Here is a 19,364-nt window from a genome sequence, read left to right as displayed (position 1 = left end):
ACGGGCCTAGGTGGTGGCCTTGGGCTTCGTTGCCAGGAACTGGGCCGGCACAATGTTCCGGTTCGGATCGGTAAGTTGCGGATCCAGTGTCTGGGTGTCCTTGTTGGAGGTGGTGCTGAGAATGTGGATGAGGTTGTCGCCGGTGGTGCTGGCGTAGAACGAGGCCGCATCCGGGCTGAACACGCCCGCGATTGGTGCCAGCGCCCCGGTGGAAAGCTGCAGGTTCTGGAGCGTTCCAGTGCCGCCTGCCGTGGTCGATGGTGTGTACATCGGCAACAGTCCGGTCGCCGTGGCACCCATGTAGGTGATGAAGGCGCGCGAGGAGTCAGGCGAGGTCAGCACCTGGTCGATCTGCGTCGGGGTGATGCCGGTCAGTGCCAGTTGCCGCAGGGTGGTCGCGATGGTCAGCGGGCCTGCATTGGCCGGGTTCACGCCGGGGCATGGTCCGATGGGCGCTACCAGCTGGCTGGTGTCGCTGGTCGGGCTGTGCTCGATGTCGAAGATCGACGTGGTGTTCGCTCCCAGCACGTGGTTGCCGTCCGGGGTCGAGCCAAGGTGATCCGCTGTATCGCCCGTGACGGTCGCCGCCAGCGGGTTGTAGGTGACCGGGCTAGTCGTGGTGTCGGGGCAGAAAGAACGCGCCACCACCGGGCTGCCACTCACAAACACAGCCACGTTGGGCACGGTCAGCGTCACATCGGGCGAGCAGAAGGGGCTCGCACCCGTGTTGTCCAGCTCGCAGCTCGTAGTGGCATTGGCGCTGGTCAGCGGGTACTGGCTCCAGCCGGTCACGATGTTGTGCACATACAGCGCCGTGGGCCCGGTGATGTACACGTTCTTGCCGTCACGCGAGTACACCGCGTGCGTGGCCAGGCCGCCCGTGCTGATCACCGACGAGGCGGTGGTGGAAGCTGTCGACCCCGTGCTAGTCGATGCGGGCGTGTACAGGTAAATCACCGAACGCTGCTGGTCGGCGATCACTACCTGGTTATTGGAGGGCGACACCGCCAGCACCACTCCCGGCACCGTGGTGTCTGCCGTGGTCAACGCGTTGTTGCTGGCCGTGTAGATCATCAGCTCGCGGTAGGAGCCGAAGTACAGGCTGGACCCGGTTGGATCCAGGATCATCGAATTGGGCTGGTAGGGCAGAAGGGTCGGGGTGCCGCTGGTGCCGAGGCTCAGGTCAAACACGGTGAAAAGCTGCGAGGCAGGCGACGCCGCGTAGATGATGGTGTTGTCCACGCCAGGCGAATTAACCACGATGGGGTTGGCGGTGACCGGCAGACCCGTACCGAAGGTGCCCAGCTTGTTCAGCGGTGTCGGGTTGCAGCTCAGGCCGGTTGCGGTGCTCGCACTGCTCGCGCTAGACGTCGTGGTGGAAGTTGCAGCGCCGGGCTGGCAGATGCCAGTAATGGTTGCTGTACCGGGCAGGGTCGAGCTGACCACGCCCGCGGTTGTGACCGCCACCTGGGCCGGCATCGTCGAGGTGTAATCCGGACCCGCGCCGGTGATCGGGGTGATCGGTGTCACGACCTGCGTCAAGGGGTCGGTGGACTCGAGCGTGGCGGCGATGGTCTGCGGATTACCCGCAGTGATCGTCACTGCTCCGGTGGTGCTGGTGGTGGTGTTGGTGCTGCTTGGCAGCGACAGGCTGATGCTGGGGGGGGCAGGTATAGAAGTAGCCTGCCGCCGAACTGGTGCCCGGCGAGCTGGTGCCCGTGCCGGCCACGGTTGCCGTAATCACGGTGCCGCCCGGCTGGTTCGCGGTGACCTGCCCGTTGGTGCCCAGTGCTGTGCCGGCGGTCGCGTTCACGCTGGTGTTGTTAATCGTCACGATCGAGGGCGTATTCGCGGTGTAGGTGATGTTGCCCACCACGTTGGTGCTCACGTCCTGCGACGGGATCAGGTTGCCAGACTCGTCAAATACCGTGGTCTGCGCGGCCAGGTTTGGCCCCACGGTGCCGCTCGGTACGCAGGCGGTAGGCGCCGTCACGTTGATGGCGGAGATCTGCGGATGCACATACACCGTCACCGCATTGCTCACGATACCGCCAATACTGGCCGTGATCTTGACCTGTGCCGATGAGGTAGGCGCGGTGCAGATGGAGTAGTCCGGAATGCCGCCCGTGGACAGGTGGTTCCAGGAGCCTGCGCAGATCGAGCCGGTCGGGCTGATGTCCGCATGGGTCAGGTCCGAGCTGCCATACGTCGCAGCGCCTGTGCTCAGCGTCGATCCCTTGCAGTTGGTGGCTACCGCGGTGCCCGCCTGGCCGATCTGGCCGTAGGCCAGCGAGATACCCGTGTCGGACTGCGCAGTGGGCAGGCGCACGGCGAAGATGTCGGTAGTCTTGGGGCCGTAGCCTGCGTTGTTGCAGTAGGCGGAAACGTTGGTGGTGCAGCCTGTCACGGAGAGGCCTACCGGAAGCGCAAACAGGAGCAAAACTACAAGGGTGAAAAACCGCTGCATGAAACCTCCCCGCCTGCCGGAAATGGTGCGCAGACGGTTGATGCCACTCGCTCAAGTCGGGATCGTGCGGAGAAGAGTGATCGCCCCCCGAGTTTACAGCACCTATGCAGCGGGTTGCATGCGGAACGTAAGAAAGGCGGCGCTCCCGCTTGTCACGGTAAGTCGCCGCCTGCCTCAAGGTGCCCGCTGCTGTGGCTACTGCAGGTACTGGTTGAACCACCGGATTGAGCGTTCCAGCACATCCCTCTGGTGATCCGGGTTCACAAACCCGTGTCCCTCATCCGGATACACCACCAGCGTTGTCGGTACCTGGTAGGCCTTGAGCGCATGCCAGAACTCGAAGCTCTGCGGCGCCGGGCACTCCCCATCCCGATCCCCGACCACCACCAGCGTCGGCGTCGTTACATTCTGGATGTAGTTGATCGCCGAGCTCTTGGCATAGATCGCCGGGTCTTTGTACACGGTATTGCCGAAGAACGGCGTCATCCACTGGTCGATCGAATTTTCGCCGTAGTACGAGAGCCAGTCCGAGATCCCGGCACCCGCCACCGCTGCGCGGAACCGGTGCGTCTGCGTCACCGAGAACATCGTCATGAACCCGCCGTAGCTCCAGCCCGTTACGCCCAGCCGCTTGTCGTCAATCGCCGGGATCTTCTTCTCGACCGCATCCACCCCGGCGAGCACATCGCGCAGGTCGCCGTAGCCAAAGTCCCTGCGGTTGGCCTGCGTAAACGCTTCGCCTTGTCCGTACGAGCCGCGAGGGTTTGGCTCCAGCACAAAATAACCGGAAGCTGCCAGCGGCGCCGCACCGAAGCCGGCGCGGGGCCAGCGGGGCGTCATTGCCGACGACGGCCCGCCATGCACCATCACAATCAGGCCGTACTTCTTAGCCGGGTCGTAGTTGGCCGGGTACAGGAGCCAGCCCTGCACGGCGAAGTCATCGTTGCGCCAGTTGATCGACTCTGACCTGCCCCAGGCGGGCTTCTGGTCCGCGTTCAGGTGGGTCACCTGCGGCAGCAACGCATCGCCCAGCGGCCCTGCGTACACTTCGGGCGCCACGGCGTAGTTTGAAGCTGACCACGCGGCTACCTTGCCGTCGCTGGAGAGTGCAAAGGACCCCGCCAGCCGGCCATCGCCTATGGCATAGGGAAGCTTCTGGATCACGCGGTCTGTCAGGCGGTTGGTGACGCCGACCCGCGTGCCGCCCGGCGCTTTGAACGATGGAGCAAAGGTGAACTGCAGCTCGTCGATCCGCTCCGAGCCGCCATCCACCTCGGTCGCGATGAGCTTTTCATCGGGCAACCACTGCAGCCACTGCACCGTTGTGGTCGCATGCTCCGTGAAGTTGATCGGGGTGCTGCTGCCATCGGCGGGCGCGAGATAAAGATCCCCGCCGGTTGCCCCCTGATCGCTCATCAGTCCGCCGATAAAGGCGATCTTGGATCCGTCCGGCGACCAGCGCGGTACCGCGATCTGCAGCCCATGCAGAGGACCTTCCACCGTGTTTGGATCAAGCACGATCCTGGCTTCCCCGGCAGTCTGCGCTCCACCCAGCGTCTCCGTGTACAGCTTCGCAATCCACCAGTTGTTCTCGCCCGGGGGCGCGGCCGCCACAAACGCCAGCTGCCGGCTGTCCCGCGAGAACGAAAACTCGTATACATGGAGTCCTTCCGCGGTCTGCTCCCGCAGCGCGCCCGTTGCCAAGTCGAGTGTCGCGACCCGCTGCACCTCAAGCCCTTCCACGCCGATCTCGCCGGAAGGCGGCTTCATGGCAGCCAGCGCGCCCGAGGGTCGCGTTGCACCCGCGACGTACAGCATGCCCAGCGTGCGGCCGTCCGGCGCAAACTCCAGTGACTTGGCGAAGCCGTGAAGTGTGGCCAGTACGCGCGGCTTGTTCGCCGCCTCCGGCGTTGCCAGCAACACCTCGGTCGCGTCGTTGCAGTTTGCGAGCACCGCGAGCTTGGTTCCGTCCGGCGACCAGCTCAGCGAGGACACCTGGCTGTGTCCTGTGGCGCACAGCGTAACGGAGTGCCCGGCCGAGGGCTGATTCGTCGGCGCTATCACCAGGTTGCCGGCCACTTCCATGGCCAGCGTGTGGCCATCCGGCGAAAGCGCAATATCGCCGACCCGCTTGCTCTGGCTGAGCTGCTTTAGCAGCGCGGCTATTGCGGAGGGGGCGGCAGCGGAGGCGTTGGTGGAAGGCGCTGGCGATTGCGCCGTGAGGAGCATGGGTGCGATCACGGCAGCGCCCACTGAGAGCAGAAAACGGGACAAAGACATGGCGTGAATACTAGCAGCGCCTGGACCAGCAGTACGGTGCGGCAGCACGGTACTGCGGCATGGTGTGGACTGCACCTCGCCACATGACTCGTCCCATAAGCGGTGCGACGCGTGTTGCATCGCACCACACGCGCGGCGGCGCTGCCGCGGCGATCGTGCAGCAAGCCGCTTGCCCTCGTACCCTGGCAACACTGCCTGCTTCTCGGGCAGCGGCCTGCAGTCTCTCAAGTGACGCGGTCCCGCGAGCGAAGAATCGCGTGGATTCCTTCTGAAACACCCCACATTGATTGACGAGCCCGATGGGCCTTGCTACTCTAAGAAGGTTCTGCAATGGCTGGCGCGTGCGTATGTTCTACCGCCGCTGCATTGCGGGCAGCAGCAGTTATCCGGAGACGCCCAGATCGTGTGGGCTGGTACTTGGCTCCGGAGCCGCTCTCAGAAGGCTCCAACGCTGAGGCGCGATTCATAAGTGCCTGCGACACCCGCTACCTTGGTGGGCTATGTAGGCCTGGATTTGCGAAACGGAACCAGGCTTTTCGGTGTGCATGCTTCGCGGCATCCGGAAACGCAGGGCCACCGTCCAAATCGTTTGCCGATGGTGTGTACGTTGTGTGGCCCGGTTCGCCGGGAAGTGGATCGCGGCGCAAGCCGCACAGTTGCTGCGCTCTGTCGATTCGTCGATGGCTACGCATGCCGGGAAGCAGGGCCACGCCTTGCGCGTACCCGGCCAGTGTCTTTTGGTTCTGAAGCTTGAAGGAGTTGTCGTTTGCCTACATTTAGTCAGCTGGTCCGCAAGGGGCGCACTGCCCCGCGTTACAAAACGGCCTCACCTGCCCTGCAGGGTTCGCCGCAACGCCGTGGTGTCTGCACCCGTGTGTACACCCAGACGCCCAAGAAGCCGAACTCGGCTCTCCGCAAGGTAGCCCGCGTGCGCCTGACCAACGGCATCGAGGTCACGACCTATATCCCCGGCATCGGCCACAACCTCCAGGAGCACTCCATCGTGCTGATCCGCGGCGGCCGTGTGAAGGATCTGCCGGGTGTTCGCTATCACGTTGTGCGTGGAACGCTCGACTCGGTTGGCGTTGCAGGCCGCAAGCAGAGCCGCTCGAAGTATGGCGCCAAGCGCGCAAAGGGCGGAGCCGCCGCGGCACCTGGTAAGAAGAAGTAGTTTTCTTTTCACAGGCAGGGCCTGATCCGGAGCTCCCGGACAGGTTCGGCAGGCGGCTCCCAGGAGCCGCCCAGAACAGCAATCGCGGCTAAGCAGTTGCCGCGGGAAGAGCAGAGAGACGATGCCAAGAAAAGGCCATATTGCCAAGCGGGAAGTCGTGCCGGATCCGATCTATGGATCCACGCTGGTCACCAAGTTCGTGAACTCCATGATGTGGGGCGGCAAAAAGTCGACCGCGCAGGGCATCTTCTACACCGCGATGACCAACCTCGAGGCCAAGGGCGGCGGCGACGACGCGCTCAAGCTGTTCAAGAAGGCCGTTGAAAACTGCAAGCCGCTGCTGGAAGTCAAGAGCCGGCGTGTAGGTGGCGCGAACTACCAGGTACCGATCGAAGTCAACCCCGAACGTCGTACCTCGCTGGCCATCCGCTGGCTGGTCAACTACGGGCGCGCCCGTGGCGAAAAGGGCATGATCGACAAGCTCACGAACGAGTTGCTCGATGCGGCCAATGGCCGCGGCGCAGCGATGAAGAAGAAGGAAGACATCCACCGGATGGCCGAAGCCAACAAGGCATTCGCCCACTATCGCTGGTAGTCAGCCGCGCGCAGCAGAAGGCGTGGCCGGGAGACTGGCCGCGTCGCACGTGTAAGTACCACCAGCAGCGCCTACCCCCTCGGGGGCTTTCGCGCAAGAGACAAAGAGAGACACCATGGCTCGCCAAGTACCGCTGAATCGTTGCCGGAATATCGGAATCATGGCGCACATCGACGCCGGAAAGACCACAACGACCGAGCGCGTCCTCTTCTACACCGGTATCACCCACCGCATCGGTGAAGTCCATGAAGGCACCGCGACGATGGACTACATGGAGCAGGAGCAGGAGCGCGGCATCACCATCACGTCCGCTGCCACTACCTGCATGTGGAACAACATCCGCATCAACATTATCGACACCCCGGGTCACGTCGACTTCACCGCCGAGGTGGAGCGTTCGCTCCGCGTACTCGACGGCGCCGTGGCATTGTTTGACTCGGTTTCCGGCGTGCAGCCGCAGTCCGAGACCGTGTGGCGCCAGGGTGACAAGTACAAGGTGCCGCGCATCTGCTTCGTCAACAAGATGGACAAGGCCGGCGCGGACTTCGAGTACGTCATTGACACCATCCGCAAGCGCCTGGGCGCGAAGCCGGTGGCGATCCAGATTCCGATCGGCGCCGAAGCCAAGTTCCAGGGCGTGGTCGATCTGATCGAGATGCGCGCGATCGTCTGGCACGACGAGACCATGGGCGCGAAGTACTCGGTCGAAGAGATTCCCGCTGATCTGGTCAAGAAGGCAGAAGCGTTCCGCATGCAGTTGATCGAGTCGGTTGCCGAGCATGACGACACCATGCTGGCTCAGTTCCTTGAAGGCGAGATCCCGACCCCGGCAGAGCTCAAGGCCGGCCTACGCAAAGCAACGATCGGCATGCACGTGTTCCCCGTGATGTGCGGTTCGTCGTTCAAGAACAAGGGCGTACAGACACTGCTTGATGCGGTGGTCGATTACTTGCCCAGCCCACTGGACCTGCCGGAAGTCACCGGCATCGATCCGTCGGACCCAAGTGTGACCCTGACGCGCGAGACCACGGACGACGCGCCTCTGGCTGCCCTCGCGTTCAAGATGATCAATGATCCGTTCGGCAAGCTTGCCTTTATCCGCGTGTACTCGGGTTCGCTCAAGACCGGCGACACCATCGAGAACCCGCGCACCGGCAAGACCGAGCGCGTGGGCCGTCTGGTCAAGATGCATGCCAATAAGCGCGAAGACATCACCGAGATTCTGGCAGGCGATATCTGTGCGTGCGTCGGACTCAAGGACATCAAGACCGGCGATACGCTGTCGTCGCCCCAGGCTCCCATTGCGCTCGGTGCGATCGACTTCCCCGAAACCGTGATCTCGGTCGCCATCGAGCCCAAGACCAAGGCCGATCAGGAGAAGATGGGCGTCGCCCTGTCCCGCCTGGCCGACGAGGATCCCACGTTCAAGGTGCGCACCGATCTCGAGTCTGGCCAGACCATCATCTCGGGCATGGGCGAGCTTCACCTGGAGATCCTGGTGGACCGCATGAAGCGCGAGCACAAGGTCGAGGCCAATGTCGGCGAGCCCCGCGTTGCGTTCCGCGAGACCATCCGCAAGACCGCCGAGGCGGAAGGCAAGTACATTCGCCAGACCGGTGGTTCGGGTAACTATGGCCATGTCAAGATCCGTCTTGAGCCCGGCGAGCCGGGTTCCGGCTTCCTGTTCGTCGACGGGATCAAGGGTGGTGTGGTTCCCAAGGAGTACATCAAGCCCACCGAGCAGGGCATTCGCGAAGCACTGGGTGGCGGTGTTCTGGCTGGCTACGAGATGGTCGACTTCCGCGCTGTGCTCTACGACGGCAGCTACCACGATGTCGACTCCAACGAAATGGCATTCAAGATCGCCGGTTCGATGGCGTTCAAGGAAGCCGCGCGCAAGGCCAGCCCGGTCCTGCTGGAACCGATGATGGCGGTTGAGGTCACGGTTCCCGAAGAGCACATGGGCACGATCATCGGCGACATCAACTCGCGTCGCGGTCGGATCGAAGGCATGGAGCACGTCGGTGGTTCGCAGGTCGTCAAGGCCATGGTGCCGCTCAAGGAGATGTTCGGGTACGTCAACGACATCCGCTCGAGCACCCAGGGTCGCGCCTCCTACGCCATGCAGTTTGCTCGCTACGAAGAGGCGCCGCGCATGATCTCGGAAGAGATCATCGGCCGCAACTCGGGCAACACCAAGTAAGTATCTCGCTGGCCAACCGGCCCGCGGCAACACAGGGTATTGGAGCTACAGGAGAGTTATGGGCAAGGAAAAGTTTGACCGCAGCAAGCCGCACGTCAACGTAGGGACGATTGGTCACATTGATCACGGCAAGACGACGCTGACGGCGGCGATCACCAAGGTGTTGTCCAAGCACAACCCCAACAACAAGTTCCGTTCGTTCGACACGATCGACAACGCGCCCGAGGAGCGGGAGCGTGGCATCACGATCGCGACCTCGCACGTGGAGTACGAGACGGCGAACCGCCACTATGCGCACGTCGACTGCCCGGGCCACGCGGATTACATCAAGAACATGATCACGGGTGCGGCGCAGATGGACGGCGGCATTCTGGTGGTTGCTGCAACGGACGGCCCGATGCCCCAGACCAAGGAGCACGTGCTGCTGGCGCGCCAGGTGGGCGTGCCGTACATCGTGGTTTTCCTGAACAAGTGCGACGCGGTGGATGACCCGGAACTGATCGACCTGGTCGAGATGGAAGTGCGTGAGCTGCTGTCGAAGTACTCGTTCCCCGGCGACGACGTGCCCGTGATCCGCGGCTCGGCACTCGGCGGCCTGAACGGCGAGGCAGAGTGGGAAGCCAAGATCGACGAGCTGATGCAGGCAGTGGACGACAATGTGCCGTTGCCGGCGCGCGCGGTGGAGCTGCCGTTCCTGATGCCGATCGAGGATATCTTCTCGATCTCGGGTCGTGGCACGGTGGTGACTGGCCGCATCGAGCGCGGCAAGATCAAGGTGGGCGAGGAAGCCGAGATCGTCGGCTTCCGCGACACGCGCAAGACGGTGGTGACCGGCGTCGAGATGTTCAAGAAGCAGCTGGACGAGGGCATGGCCGGCGACAACGCGGGGTTGCTGCTGCGCGGCATCGCCAAGGAAGACGTGGAGCGCGGCATGGTGCTGGCCAAGACCAACTCCATCAAGCCGCACACCAAGTTCAAGGGCGAGATCTATGTTCTGTCGAAAGAAGAAGGTGGTCGTCACACGCCGTTCTTCAACGGCTACCGCCCGCAGTTCTACTTCCGCACGACGGACGTGACGGGCACCGCGAAGCTGCCGGAAGGCACGGAGATGGTGATGCCGGGCGACAACATCGCGCTGGAGATCGAGCTGCACACGCCGGTGGCGATGGAGAAGGGTCTGCGTTTTGCGATCCGCGAAGGCGGCCGTACCGTGGGCGCCGGCACCATCTCCGAGATCATCGCGTAGCAGGAAGCCACAAAACGTACCAGTGAAAGTAGCAATCTAGTTCTTTGCGCACTCAAGCCGCGGCGGGGAAAACATCCCGCCCGTCCGGCAGAAAGATTTGGCACTGCAATGGTTGGACAGAGAATTCGTATCCGCCTCAAGGCGTATGACTACCGCGTACTGGACACCTCGACCGGCGAGATCGTCGACACCGCAAAGCGCACCGGCGCCCAGGTTGCCGGACCCATCCCGCTGCCTACGGTCAAGAACAAGTACTGCGTGCTGCGTTCGCCCCACGTCGACAAGAAGTCCCGCGAAGCGTTCGAGATCCGTACCCACAAGCGCCTGATCGACATCCTCGAGCCCACGCAGCAGACCGTGGACGCCCTGATGAAGCTTGATCTACCCGCAGGCGTGGATGTGGAAATCAAGGCTTTCGAAAAGTAAACCCGCCTCGGCGCAACGGCCTTCGGGCCACCACGCTTCACCCCGGCAGTGCGCGCCCGTCGCGCATGATGAGGAAGGAAACAAGTTATGGCAGTCACTGGAATTCTCGGCAAAAAGATCGGCATGACGCAGGTATTCGATGATCAGGGCAATGTGCACCCGATCACCGTCCTGCAGGCCGGTCCCTGTGTGATCACCCAACTCAAGACGCTGGCGCGGGATGGCTACGATGCCGCCCAGATCGGCCTCGTCGAGTTCGTCAAGGCCAGCAAGGTCACCAAGCCCCAGGCTGGTCACTTTGCCAAGCACGACATCGCCCCGGTCCGCATGATCAAGGAAGTGGGCGTCGAAGCCATCAAGCCGGTCGCCGAAGGCGAAGAGCCCGAAGTCGGCGTCAAGGCCGGCGATCGCGTGCTGGTCGACATCTTCGCGGACGAGAAGTATGTGGATGTAGTGGGCACCAGCAAGGGCCGTGGGTTCTCGGGCGTTGTGCGTCGCCACGGCTTCGGCGGCGGTCCCAAGTCGCATGGACACATGTTCCAGGTGCAGGGTTCGATCGGCGCCTCCTCGTTCCCGTCGCGTGTGTTCCCCGGGCAGCGCATGCCGGGTCACTTCGGCGTCGACCGCACCACGGTTCGCAACCTGCGCATCCGCGGCATCGACCTTGAAGAGAATCTCATCATGGTCGAAGGCGCGGTTCCCGGCGCCAAGGACGGTTTCGTGATGATCTCCAAGTGCAAGGCACCGCCGAGAGAGCGTCGTGGTTTTGCTGGTTCCGGCACGGTCGACCCGCTCAAGGCTTCGAAGAAGGCATCGAGCAAGAAGAAGTAAGGGCCGTCCGTCCAGGCAACGGCGTCTTCGGGCGCGCACACTAAGAATTTGCTATGCAGCCACAAGCGCGAAGCGCGGCTGCGAGAAGAGAAGACAATGGCAACTATCGATGTACACAATCTGCGCGGAGAAACGGTCGGTTCGTTTGAGCTGGCCGATGAGATCTTCGCCCCCGACTCGGTGAACGAAGGCCTGGTCTGGGAAGCTGTGAAGCACTTTCGCGCAGCAATGCGCCAGGGCACAGCCAAGACCAAGAACCGCAGCGAAGTGTCCGGTTCGGGCAAGAAGCTGTGGAAGCAGAAGGGAACCGGGCGCGCCCGTGTGGGCTCCGTCCGCTCTCCGATCTGGCGCCATGGCGGTACGGTGCACGGACCGCAGCCCCGTTCCTACGACTACGCCTTTCCCCGCAAGAAGGTCCTGGGCGCTCTGCGTTCGGCGCTTGCGGCCAAGCATGCAGAAGGCAAGCTGATCGTGGTCGACACGCTGCAGTTGGCCGAGCCCAAGACCAAGCTGTACCGCGCGGCACTCGACATCCTTGATGCCAAGCGTACGGTTCTGTTGGTCGAGTCCAGCCAGGAGCTTGCCGTCAACACGATTCTTGGCGCGCGCAACCTGGAACAGGTCGAGTTGCTCCTTTCGACCGAAGTGCACCCCTACGACGTGCTGCGTCACGATCGCGCCATCTTCTCGAAGTCGGCGCTCGAGACCCTGCAGGAGTCGCTCAAAAAGTCTGTTTCCAAGCGTAAGCTGGCGCAGATCAGAAAGGCACAGGTGGCCTAAAGATGCCTACCCTTCACACCACGTTGCGCCGCCCTGTGATCACCGAAAAGGGACTGCAGGTTAAGGAAGCTGAGAACACCCTGGTGTTCGAGGTCGCGACCAAGGCGACCAAGACCGAGGTCAAGCAGGCTGTGGAAACCCTGTTCAAGGTAAAGGTGGCCACCGTGCGTACCGCCAACTACCTGGGCAAGGAACGCCGCCGCGGCAAGTTTTCAGGCTTCAAGCCGGACTGGAAGAAAGCGTATGTGCGCCTGCAGCCGGGCGAGAAGATGCCGGAGTACGTGGACAGCCTGTAGGGCGTGCACCTTCGGGAATTCAGGATTTGAAGCTAACCAAGCGCCGCCGTCCACTACCAAGCTGCGGCGCTGGAACAGAAGAGCATAACGATGCCGATTAAGACATATCGCCCCATTACACCGACGCTGCGCTTCAAAACCACGCTGGTGAATGACGACATCACGACAGACAAGCCCTACAAGCCGCTGGTGGTTGTGAAGCAGCGTACGGGCGGCCGCCGCAACTCGGGCGACCTGACGATGCGTCATCAGGGTGGCGGACACAAGAAGATGCTGCGCCTGATCGACTTCAAGCGCGAAAAGTATGGCGTACCCGGCAAGGTGACCACGATCGAATACGATCCGAATCGCTCCAGCCGCATCTGCCTCGTGGCCTACTCCGATGGCGAAAAGCGTTACATCATCCAGCCGGTCGGCCTCAAGGTCGGTCAGACGATCATGAGCGGACCGGAAGCGGACATCCTGGTGGGCAATGCGTTGCCGCTCCAGAACATCCCCGCCGGCACCACGGTGCACAACGTCGAACTGCGTCCCGGCAAGGGCGCGCAGATGGTGCGCTCCGCCGGAGCCTCGGCACAGCTGGTCGCCAAGGAAGGCGACTACGCGCTGCTGAAGCTGCCTTCGGGTGAGACCCGTCGCGTCCTGACGGCCTGCATGGCCACTATTGGCCAGGTCGGCAATACGGACCACGAAAACGTCACGATCGGCAAGGCCGGCCGCAATCGCTGGAAGGGCATCCGCCCGGCCAACCGCGGTGTGTCGATGAACCCGGTCGATCACCCGCACGGTGGTGGCGAGGGCAAGACCTCGGGCGGTCGTCATCCAGTGACGCCGTGGGGCCAGCCGACGCGTGGCTACAAGACGCGCAACAACAAGCGGACCGACGTCTTCATCGTCAACCGTCGCAAGAAGTAGTCCTACGCGGACGGCGATCGGCTTCGCCCCTGCTGCATAGAGTTTCGAAGGTGCCCAGCGCGCCGGTGAGGAAAAGAGTATGGCACGGTCTACAAAGAAGGGTCCTTTTATCGACGGACACCTGATGGTTAAGGTCGAAGCGATGAACCAGGCGAATGATAAAAAGGTCATCAAGACCTGGTCGCGCCGGTCCACCATCTTCCCCGAGTTCGTCGGGCACACGATCGCAGTGCACAACGGGAAGAAGTTCATCCCGGTCTACGTCACTGAAAACATGGTGGGTCACAAGCTGGGTGAGTTCTCTGCTACCCGGACCTTCAAGGGCCACACCGCCAAGTCGAACGAGTCGTCGGCCAAGGCCCGCTAGGCTCAGCACCACCTACGTACCGCGTACCAAGGTCGCGGACGAGATTGTGAGATCGAAGTGACACAGCTGGATACACGAGAGTTCCGAGCCGAAGCGCGCTTCCAGCGGGTTAGTCCGCAGAAGGCCCGCCTGGTGCTCGACCTGATCAAGAGCCACCGCGTCGAAGAAGCCCTCAACACCCTCGCTTTCACCAAGAAGGGCGTTGCTCCTCTGATCGAAAAGGTGCTGCGTTCGGCGTTGCAGAACGCCAACTACCTGAGCGGCGAGCAGGGCCTCGACATCGATGTCGACAACCTGTACGTCAAGCTCGCGGTCGCCAACGACGGACCACGCATGAAGCGTATCCGGCCTGCCCCCATGGGCCGCGCCTTCCGCTACCAGCGTCGCATGTCGCACATCATCATCACGGTGGCAGAGCTGGCAGAGGATGCCGGCGTGGGCACCGCGGATGCCGCGGATGCAACGCGTGCCAAGGGTGGCAAGTCAGGAGCCAAGTCTGCAAAGACCGCTTCGAAGTCCACGCCCAAGGCGTCCCGGGCTAAGCGCGCGACCGCCAAGGCATAGCGCCCACACGATCGCTACGCAGATCTCCGCAACGAGTTTTGCAGGACCCGCGGGATGCCCAGGGAGGCATCCAACGGAAGAGAAGAGGAAACGATGGGTCAGAAAGTTCATCCGTATGGATTTCGCCTGGGCGTCAACAAGCCCTGGCGCTCGCGCTGGTTTGTTGAGCGCGACTACGACAAGCTCCTGGTCGAGGACGTCAAGCTCAAGCGAGAACTCAAGGAAAAGCTCAAGGCTGCCGGCGTCTCCTCGGTCGAGATCGAGCGCCCCGGCAACAAGCTGCGCCTGATCATCCGCACCGCACGGCCCGGCATCATCATCGGCCGCAAAGGCGCGGAGATCGACAAGCTCAAGCTTGAGATCCAGAAGCGCACCAACCGCGACGTGTTCATCGACATTCTGGAAGTGAACAAGCCGGAACTGGATGCGCAGCTGGTAGCCGAGAACATTGCACTGCAACTCGAAAAGCGTGTCGGTTTCCGTCGCGCCATGCGCAAGGCCGTTGACTCGGCGCTGCGCTTCGGCTGCAAGGGCATCAAGGTCCGCGTGTCCGGTCGCCTCAACGGCAACGAGATTGCCCGCTCCGAGTGGTATCTCCAGGGCCGTCTGCCGCTGCACACGCTGCGCGCCGACATCGACTATGGTTTTGCCGAGGCACACACCACCTACGGCATCATCGGCGTCAAGACCTGGGTCTACCGTGGCGACATCTACCAGCAGCGCCGTCAGGCGCCACAGGTTGCCGGCGCCACCGCGCCCGTATTCTAAGTAACCGATCGGCAGGGGCCCGCAGCAGTGCGGGTCCTTGTCCACCAATCAAGGTTGGCGGCCAAGGCCGCCGGACCGACCAGAAGGGTACTTCCTATGTTGATGCCAAAGAGGGTCAAGTTCCGCAAGCAGCAGCGCGGACGCATGAAGGGCAAGGCCTGGCGCGGCTCCGAGCTGTCGTTCGGCGAGTACGGCCTCAAGGTCATGGAGTGCGGTTACATCACGGACCGGCAGATTGAAGCCAGCCGTATCGCGATGACCCGCTTCATCAAGCGCGGCGGCAAGATCTGGCTGCGCATCTTCCCGGACAAGCCCATCACCAAGAAGCCGGCCGAAACCCGTATGGGTAAGGGCAAGGGCGCGCCCGATCACTGGGCCGCCGTGGTCCGTCCCGGCAAGATGCTGTTCGAGATGGAAGGCGTCACGCCGGAGATCGCCCAGGAAGCCATGCGCCTGGCCTCGCACAAGCTGCCGCTCAAGGTACGCTTCGTGCAACGGCACGATGTCAAGGCCACGGTAGCTGCCAAGTAAGCCTGCCTGCCCGGGCGCCGGCAAAGAAGTGCTGGCGCTTGGGCGGGAAAGCAGTTATTATCCGAAGATTGGGCAACGCGCGTAAGTGCGCCCAGTCGATCAGTCGAACCATCCGGTGGGATAGCTGCCCGGCAGCGGTTCCGCCATACGTAGCGACGAAGGGAGACCCGGTCCTCGCCTGTGCAAGCAGGTTCAAGGGAGCGGCGTCCCGGGAAGAGACGATTCACATGGAAACCACGAAGGTACGCGCGCTTGGCGATGCCGAGCTGCGTGACGAGACGCGCAAGATCGCGGAACAGCTGTTCCGTATCCGCTTCCAGCTGAAGCTTGGCCAGAACGAAGGCGTCAAGAAGCTGCGGGAGCTCAAGAAGGACGTTGCCCGCTTCAAGACCATCGAGCGCGAGCGCGCCCTGGGCATCCGCGGCACAGCCACGGCAGTTGCCCCGGCAACCAAGGGCCGCAAGGCAGCAAAGGAAGCGAGCTAGCACATGGCAGAGACACAGGCAGTAGCGGCAGGTACCGAACAGGCGCAGCCCGAGTCGCGTCGCAACGAAAAGGTTGGCGCGGTGGTTTCGACCAAGATGGACAAGACCATCGTGGTCAAGGTCGAGATGGCCAAGGCTCATCCCAAGTACAAGCGCGTCATGCGCACCAGCAAGAAGTTCTACGCGCACGACGAGCAGAATTCGGCACGCGTGGGCGATGTGGTGCGGATCCGCGAGACGCGGCCGTTGTCCAAGCTGAAGCGCTGGCAGCTCGAAGAGATCGTCCGGCGTTCGGCGCTGGCGCAGGCTGAGGAAGCCGCCAAGATCGCCGCCAAGTAAGCATTGCCTGGGCATGTTCGCGGAGAGAGCTTCCCCCGCAGCAGCGCATCGTCACACAGCAGGGTAGCGCGCAGGTGGCTCGCCATCGCGCAAGAAGGAGTCGGCAATGGCAGTACAGATGAGAACCATGCTCGAGGTTGCGGATAACTCCGGCGCGCGCAAGCTCCAGGTTATTCTTCCCCTGGGCGGCAGCACCGGCAAGATCGCGTCGCTCGGCGATGTGGTCACCGCCGCGGTCAAGGAAAGCTCGCCCGACGGTCAGGTCAAGAAGGGCAAGGTCGTCAAGGCTGTGATCGTGCGCACCCGCAAGGAAGTTCGTCGCAAGGATGGCACCTACATCCGTTTCGACTCCAACGCCGGCGTGCTGATCAACGATGCAGGCGAGCCGGTAGGCACGCGCGTGTTTGGCCCGGTGGCCCGTGAGCTGCGCGACAAGAAGTTCCTCAAGATCGTGTCACTCGCGCCTGAAGTGATCTAGTTCGTATCCCGTTTTGTTAGTCCCGCGTGAGCGGAGTGGCCCCGCGAGCACAGCGCCCGCCGGACGGCAGGAGTCAAGACCATGGCAGCATTGAAGATTCAGCGCAACGATACCGTGCAGGTCATGACGGGCTCGGAGAAGGACCGGAACCGTCAGGGCCGTGTTCTGCGCGTGTTCCCCGGCGAGGACAAGGTCCTGGTGCAGGGCATCCGCGTGATCAAGAAGAACGTCAAGCCCAACCCGCAGAAGAACATCAAGGGTGGCGTCGCCGAGCAGGAAGCCAAGCTCAACGTCTCTAACGTGATGCTGGTCTGCCCGGACTGTGGCCCGACCCGCGTCGGGTTCCGCTTCGAGGGTGAAGGCGAGAAGCGCACCAAGGTGCGTGTGTGCCGCAAGTGCGACAAGGTTCTGCCCACTAAGAAGTAGCACTGCTCCGGGGCGATGCCCCGGATGGCCCACGGCAAGACGGCCCAGGCCTGAGCCAAACTGACGACCTTCCGTAACGGTACACGGCCCCGGGCCACCCCGAGACCGGAAGAGAAAGAGCAAACGAGAGATGCCAGCACGTTTGAAAGAAAAGTACCTGTCCGAGATCAAGCCCGCGCTCCAGAAGGAGCTGGGTCTTGAGAACCCGATGGCCGTTCCCCGCCTTGAGAAGATCGTTCTCAACATGGGCCTGGGCGAAGCCACGCAGAACTCCAAGTTGCTTGACCCCCTGGTTGCTGACCTGGCTGCGATCGCCGGTCAGAAGCCGGTGACGACTCGCGCCAAGAAGTCCATCGCCGCCTTCAAGGTCCGCGAAGGCATGCCGATCGGCGCCATGGTCACCCTGCGCGGCGACGTCATGTACGAGTTTCTGGACCGCCTGATTCAGATCGGGCTGCCGCGCGTACGGGACTTCCGCGGTGTGTCCACCAAGAGCTTTGATGGCCGCGGCAACTACACGCTGGGCATGCGCGATCAGCTGATCTTCCCGGAGATCGACTACTCCAAGGTGGAGAAGTTGAAGGGCATGAACATCACCATCGTGACCTCCGCGCCTGATGACAATCAGGCTCGTTCCCTCCTGAAGGCGTTCGGTATCCCGTTCCGCACCACAGCCGCATAACAGATTTTCGGGCTCCTGTTGGAGTTCGCTCCGCGCATGGCGGAAAAGGAAAGAGAGCAGGATGTCCACTACAGCAAAGCGTGTCAAAGACGAACGCAAGCCCAAGTTCAAGAGCCGCCAGCACAATCGCTGCAAGCTGTGCGGCCGCCCCCGTGCCTTTCTGCGCAAGTTCGGTATCTGCCGTCTGTGCTTCCGGCAGCTCGCCCACGAAGGCCACATCCCAGGCGTCGTCAAGTCGAGCTGGTAGCTTTCGCAATCCCGGCGCCCCAGCCTCGAAGCCGCCAGGGCGCCCGACCAGAGTCCTTAACCATCTTCGCTGGTTCTCCCCGTCACCGGGGAGCGAACGGGAGATGAGGAGAATGCATGAATCTGACCGACCCAGTAGCTGATTTCCTTACGCGCATCCGGAACTCCATCCGTGCCCGTCATCAGAAGCTTGATGTGCCCGCCTCCAAGCTGAAGGCGGAGATCGCCCGCATCCTCAAGGAAGAGGGCTACATCGCCAATTACAAGGCGGCCGAAGAAGATGGCCACCCTGTGCTGCGTGTGTACCTCAAGTACGGCAACAACAATGAGGCAGCGATCCGCGACCTCCAGCGCATTTCGCGTCCCGGCTGCCGCGTGTACATCGGCCGCGACGAGATCAAGCGCGTCCAGGGCGGCCTCGGCATCTCGATCCTCACCACGCCCCGCGGCGTGATGACCGGTCGCCAGGCGCGTCGCGAAGGTGTCGGCGGCGAGCTGCTCTGCGAAGTCTGGTAAGAGGGAATCGAACGCAGGCCCGGCTTTCGAGCCGAGCCTCCGTCTGTTTCTGTTCAGCCTGGGCTGCGATGTCCGTCCGGGTATACGCAACGAAGCAAAGAAGTAAAGCGGGCCAACGCCTGCTGGCTGCAGTGGAACGTACCCCGGTGAGGTTGCCGGCGCGGGACTCGCAAGCCGTTCAAGGATCAACAGATGTCACGTATCGGTAGACAGCCCATCGCACTCCCCGCCGGTGTCAAGTACGCGGTGGAAGGCAACACGCTCGTAGTGGAAGGCCCCAAGGGCAAGGTCAAGCAGTCGATTCCGGTCGGCATCAAGCTCGAGACCCGTGAGAACTTCATCCACGCGGTGCGGGACAACGACTCGCAGGCCGCCATTCACGGTCTGACTCGCGCCCTGGTCTACAACGCCGTTGAAGGCGTTACCAAGGGCTGGACCAAGGATCTCGACATCGTCGGCATCGGCTATCGCGTGGAACTCAAGGGCGCCGGCATGGTGGTCTTCACCCTGGGCTATTCGCACCCGATCGAGTTCCCGCTGCCCACCGGCATCACGGCCGCGGTGGACGCTAAGCAGACCCGCTTGACGATCTCCGGTATCGACCGGCAGAAGGTCGGCCAGGTGGCTGCTGACATGCGCTCGCTGCGCAAGCCGGATCCCTACAAGAACAAGGGTGTGCGGTACGCCGGCGAAAAGCTCAAGAAGAAGGCCGGTAAGACGGGCTCCAAGTAGTCGATTTCTGAACTCCCCAC

24 protein-coding genes are annotated in these 19,364 nt (G+C 62.7%); 21 read left to right on the top strand and 3 right to left on the bottom strand.

From position 1 onward, the window contains the following. Positions 1-6: 6 nt before the first annotated feature. From D1Y84_RS05430 to D1Y84_RS05420, 3 genes are all read right to left on the bottom strand, one after another. Positions 7-1,602, bottom strand: a complete 1,596-nt coding sequence (locus D1Y84_RS05430) for a hypothetical protein (RefSeq protein WP_124847615.1) — start codon at positions 1,600-1,602, stop codon at positions 7-9. Continuing rightward, positions 1,583-2,467 (bottom strand): hypothetical protein, encoded by an 885-nt coding sequence (locus D1Y84_RS05425; protein ID WP_124847614.1) that lies wholly within the window; start codon positions 2,465-2,467, stop codon positions 1,583-1,585. The genes D1Y84_RS05430 and D1Y84_RS05425 overlap by 20 nt, the downstream gene beginning before the upstream one ends. A 195-nt stretch (positions 2,468-2,662) precedes the next feature. Continuing rightward, the gene (locus D1Y84_RS05420) at positions 2,663-4,747 is read right to left on the bottom strand and encodes a S9 family peptidase (protein ID WP_124847613.1); all 2,085 of its coding nucleotides are present in this window, start codon (positions 4,745-4,747) and stop codon (positions 2,663-2,665) included. Positions 4,748-5,513: 766 nt separating this feature from the next. On the opposite strand from D1Y84_RS05420, the gene rpsL reads away from it, so the two are divergent. The 21 genes from rpsL (at position 5,514) to rplF (ending at position 19,344) form a co-directional block, all read left to right on the top strand. Further along, positions 5,514-5,918, top strand: coding sequence for a 30S ribosomal protein S12 (gene rpsL, locus D1Y84_RS05415; protein ID WP_124847612.1), 405 nt, complete (start codon positions 5,514-5,516; stop codon positions 5,916-5,918). Positions 5,919-6,039: 121 nt separating this feature from the next. Next, entirely contained in the window at positions 6,040-6,513 is a 474-nt protein-coding gene (rpsG, locus tag D1Y84_RS05410) for a 30S ribosomal protein S7 (RefSeq protein WP_124847611.1), read from the top strand. 115 nt (positions 6,514-6,628) lie between these two features. Further along, the gene (gene fusA, locus D1Y84_RS05405; protein WP_124847610.1) at positions 6,629-8,716 is read left to right on the top strand and encodes an elongation factor G; all 2,088 of its coding nucleotides are present in this window, start codon (positions 6,629-6,631) and stop codon (positions 8,714-8,716) included. Between the two features lie 58 nt (positions 8,717-8,774). Further along, positions 8,775-9,962 carry an elongation factor Tu gene (gene tuf, locus D1Y84_RS05400; protein ID WP_124847609.1) on the top strand — a complete coding sequence of 396 codons (1,188 nt, stop codon included), beginning with the start codon at positions 8,775-8,777 and terminating at the stop codon, positions 9,960-9,962. Positions 9,963-10,070: 108 nt separating this feature from the next. Next, positions 10,071-10,388, top strand: coding sequence for a 30S ribosomal protein S10 (gene rpsJ, locus D1Y84_RS05395; RefSeq protein WP_050059838.1), 318 nt, complete (start codon positions 10,071-10,073; stop codon positions 10,386-10,388). Positions 10,389-10,475: 87 nt separating this feature from the next. Beyond that, a complete protein-coding gene (rplC, locus tag D1Y84_RS05390) occupies positions 10,476-11,219 on the top strand; it encodes a 50S ribosomal protein L3 (RefSeq protein WP_124847608.1) in 744 nt (247 codons plus the stop codon). Between the two features lie 96 nt (positions 11,220-11,315). Then, positions 11,316-11,999, top strand: a complete 684-nt coding sequence (rplD, locus tag D1Y84_RS05385; protein ID WP_124847607.1) for a 50S ribosomal protein L4 — start codon at positions 11,316-11,318, stop codon at positions 11,997-11,999. A 2-nt stretch (positions 12,000-12,001) separates the two neighbouring features. Further along, positions 12,002-12,295: a 50S ribosomal protein L23 gene (locus tag D1Y84_RS05380; protein WP_124847606.1), complete on the top strand. Its 294-nt coding sequence runs from the start codon at positions 12,002-12,004 to the stop codon at positions 12,293-12,295. Positions 12,296-12,385: 90 nt separating this feature from the next. After that, positions 12,386-13,210, top strand: coding sequence for a 50S ribosomal protein L2 (gene rplB, locus D1Y84_RS05375; RefSeq protein ID WP_124847605.1), 825 nt, complete (start codon positions 12,386-12,388; stop codon positions 13,208-13,210). Positions 13,211-13,289: 79 nt separating this feature from the next. Then, the gene (gene rpsS / locus D1Y84_RS05370; RefSeq protein WP_124847604.1) at positions 13,290-13,577 is read left to right on the top strand and encodes a 30S ribosomal protein S19; all 288 of its coding nucleotides are present in this window, start codon (positions 13,290-13,292) and stop codon (positions 13,575-13,577) included. A gap of 51 nt (positions 13,578-13,628) precedes the next feature. Next, on the top strand, positions 13,629-14,141 hold the full coding sequence (gene rplV / locus D1Y84_RS05365; RefSeq protein ID WP_124847603.1) for a 50S ribosomal protein L22: 513 nt from the start codon (positions 13,629-13,631) through the stop codon (positions 14,139-14,141). A gap of 93 nt (positions 14,142-14,234) precedes the next feature. Continuing rightward, a complete protein-coding gene (gene rpsC, locus D1Y84_RS05360; RefSeq protein WP_124847602.1) occupies positions 14,235-14,909 on the top strand; it encodes a 30S ribosomal protein S3 in 675 nt (224 codons plus the stop codon). A gap of 96 nt (positions 14,910-15,005) precedes the next feature. Beyond that, positions 15,006-15,440, top strand: a complete 435-nt coding sequence (gene rplP, locus D1Y84_RS05355; RefSeq protein WP_124847601.1) for a 50S ribosomal protein L16 — start codon at positions 15,006-15,008, stop codon at positions 15,438-15,440. 227 nt (positions 15,441-15,667) lie between these two features. Next, a complete protein-coding gene (gene rpmC / locus D1Y84_RS05350; RefSeq protein WP_124847600.1) occupies positions 15,668-15,925 on the top strand; it encodes a 50S ribosomal protein L29 in 258 nt (85 codons plus the stop codon). 3 nt (positions 15,926-15,928) lie between these two features. Then, the gene (gene rpsQ, locus D1Y84_RS05345) at positions 15,929-16,264 is read left to right on the top strand and encodes a 30S ribosomal protein S17 (protein WP_124847599.1); all 336 of its coding nucleotides are present in this window, start codon (positions 15,929-15,931) and stop codon (positions 16,262-16,264) included. A 106-nt stretch (positions 16,265-16,370) separates the two neighbouring features. Then, the gene (gene rplN / locus D1Y84_RS05340; RefSeq protein ID WP_124847598.1) at positions 16,371-16,742 is read left to right on the top strand and encodes a 50S ribosomal protein L14; all 372 of its coding nucleotides are present in this window, start codon (positions 16,371-16,373) and stop codon (positions 16,740-16,742) included. Between the two features lie 81 nt (positions 16,743-16,823). Next, positions 16,824-17,168 (top strand): 50S ribosomal protein L24, encoded by a 345-nt coding sequence (gene rplX / locus D1Y84_RS05335; protein WP_124847597.1) that lies wholly within the window; start codon positions 16,824-16,826, stop codon positions 17,166-17,168. A 130-nt stretch (positions 17,169-17,298) separates the two neighbouring features. Then, the gene (gene rplE, locus D1Y84_RS05330; protein ID WP_124847596.1) at positions 17,299-17,850 is read left to right on the top strand and encodes a 50S ribosomal protein L5; all 552 of its coding nucleotides are present in this window, start codon (positions 17,299-17,301) and stop codon (positions 17,848-17,850) included. Positions 17,851-17,911: 61 nt separating this feature from the next. Continuing rightward, positions 17,912-18,097, top strand: coding sequence for a type Z 30S ribosomal protein S14 (locus tag D1Y84_RS05325; RefSeq protein WP_124847595.1), 186 nt, complete (start codon positions 17,912-17,914; stop codon positions 18,095-18,097). Positions 18,098-18,213: 116 nt separating this feature from the next. Then, entirely contained in the window at positions 18,214-18,612 is a 399-nt protein-coding gene (gene rpsH / locus D1Y84_RS05320; RefSeq protein ID WP_124847594.1) for a 30S ribosomal protein S8, read from the top strand. 192 nt (positions 18,613-18,804) lie between these two features. Next, positions 18,805-19,344, top strand: coding sequence for a 50S ribosomal protein L6 (gene rplF / locus D1Y84_RS05315; RefSeq protein WP_124847593.1), 540 nt, complete (start codon positions 18,805-18,807; stop codon positions 19,342-19,344). Positions 19,345-19,364: the final 20 nt, after the last annotated feature.

This window comes from Acidipila sp. EB88 (assembly GCF_003858395.1).
Taxonomy (GTDB): domain Bacteria; phylum Acidobacteriota; class Terriglobia; order Terriglobales; family Acidobacteriaceae; genus EB88.
Note: the sequence above shows the minus strand (reverse complement) of the source record. Positions and strands in the feature narration are given on the sequence as shown.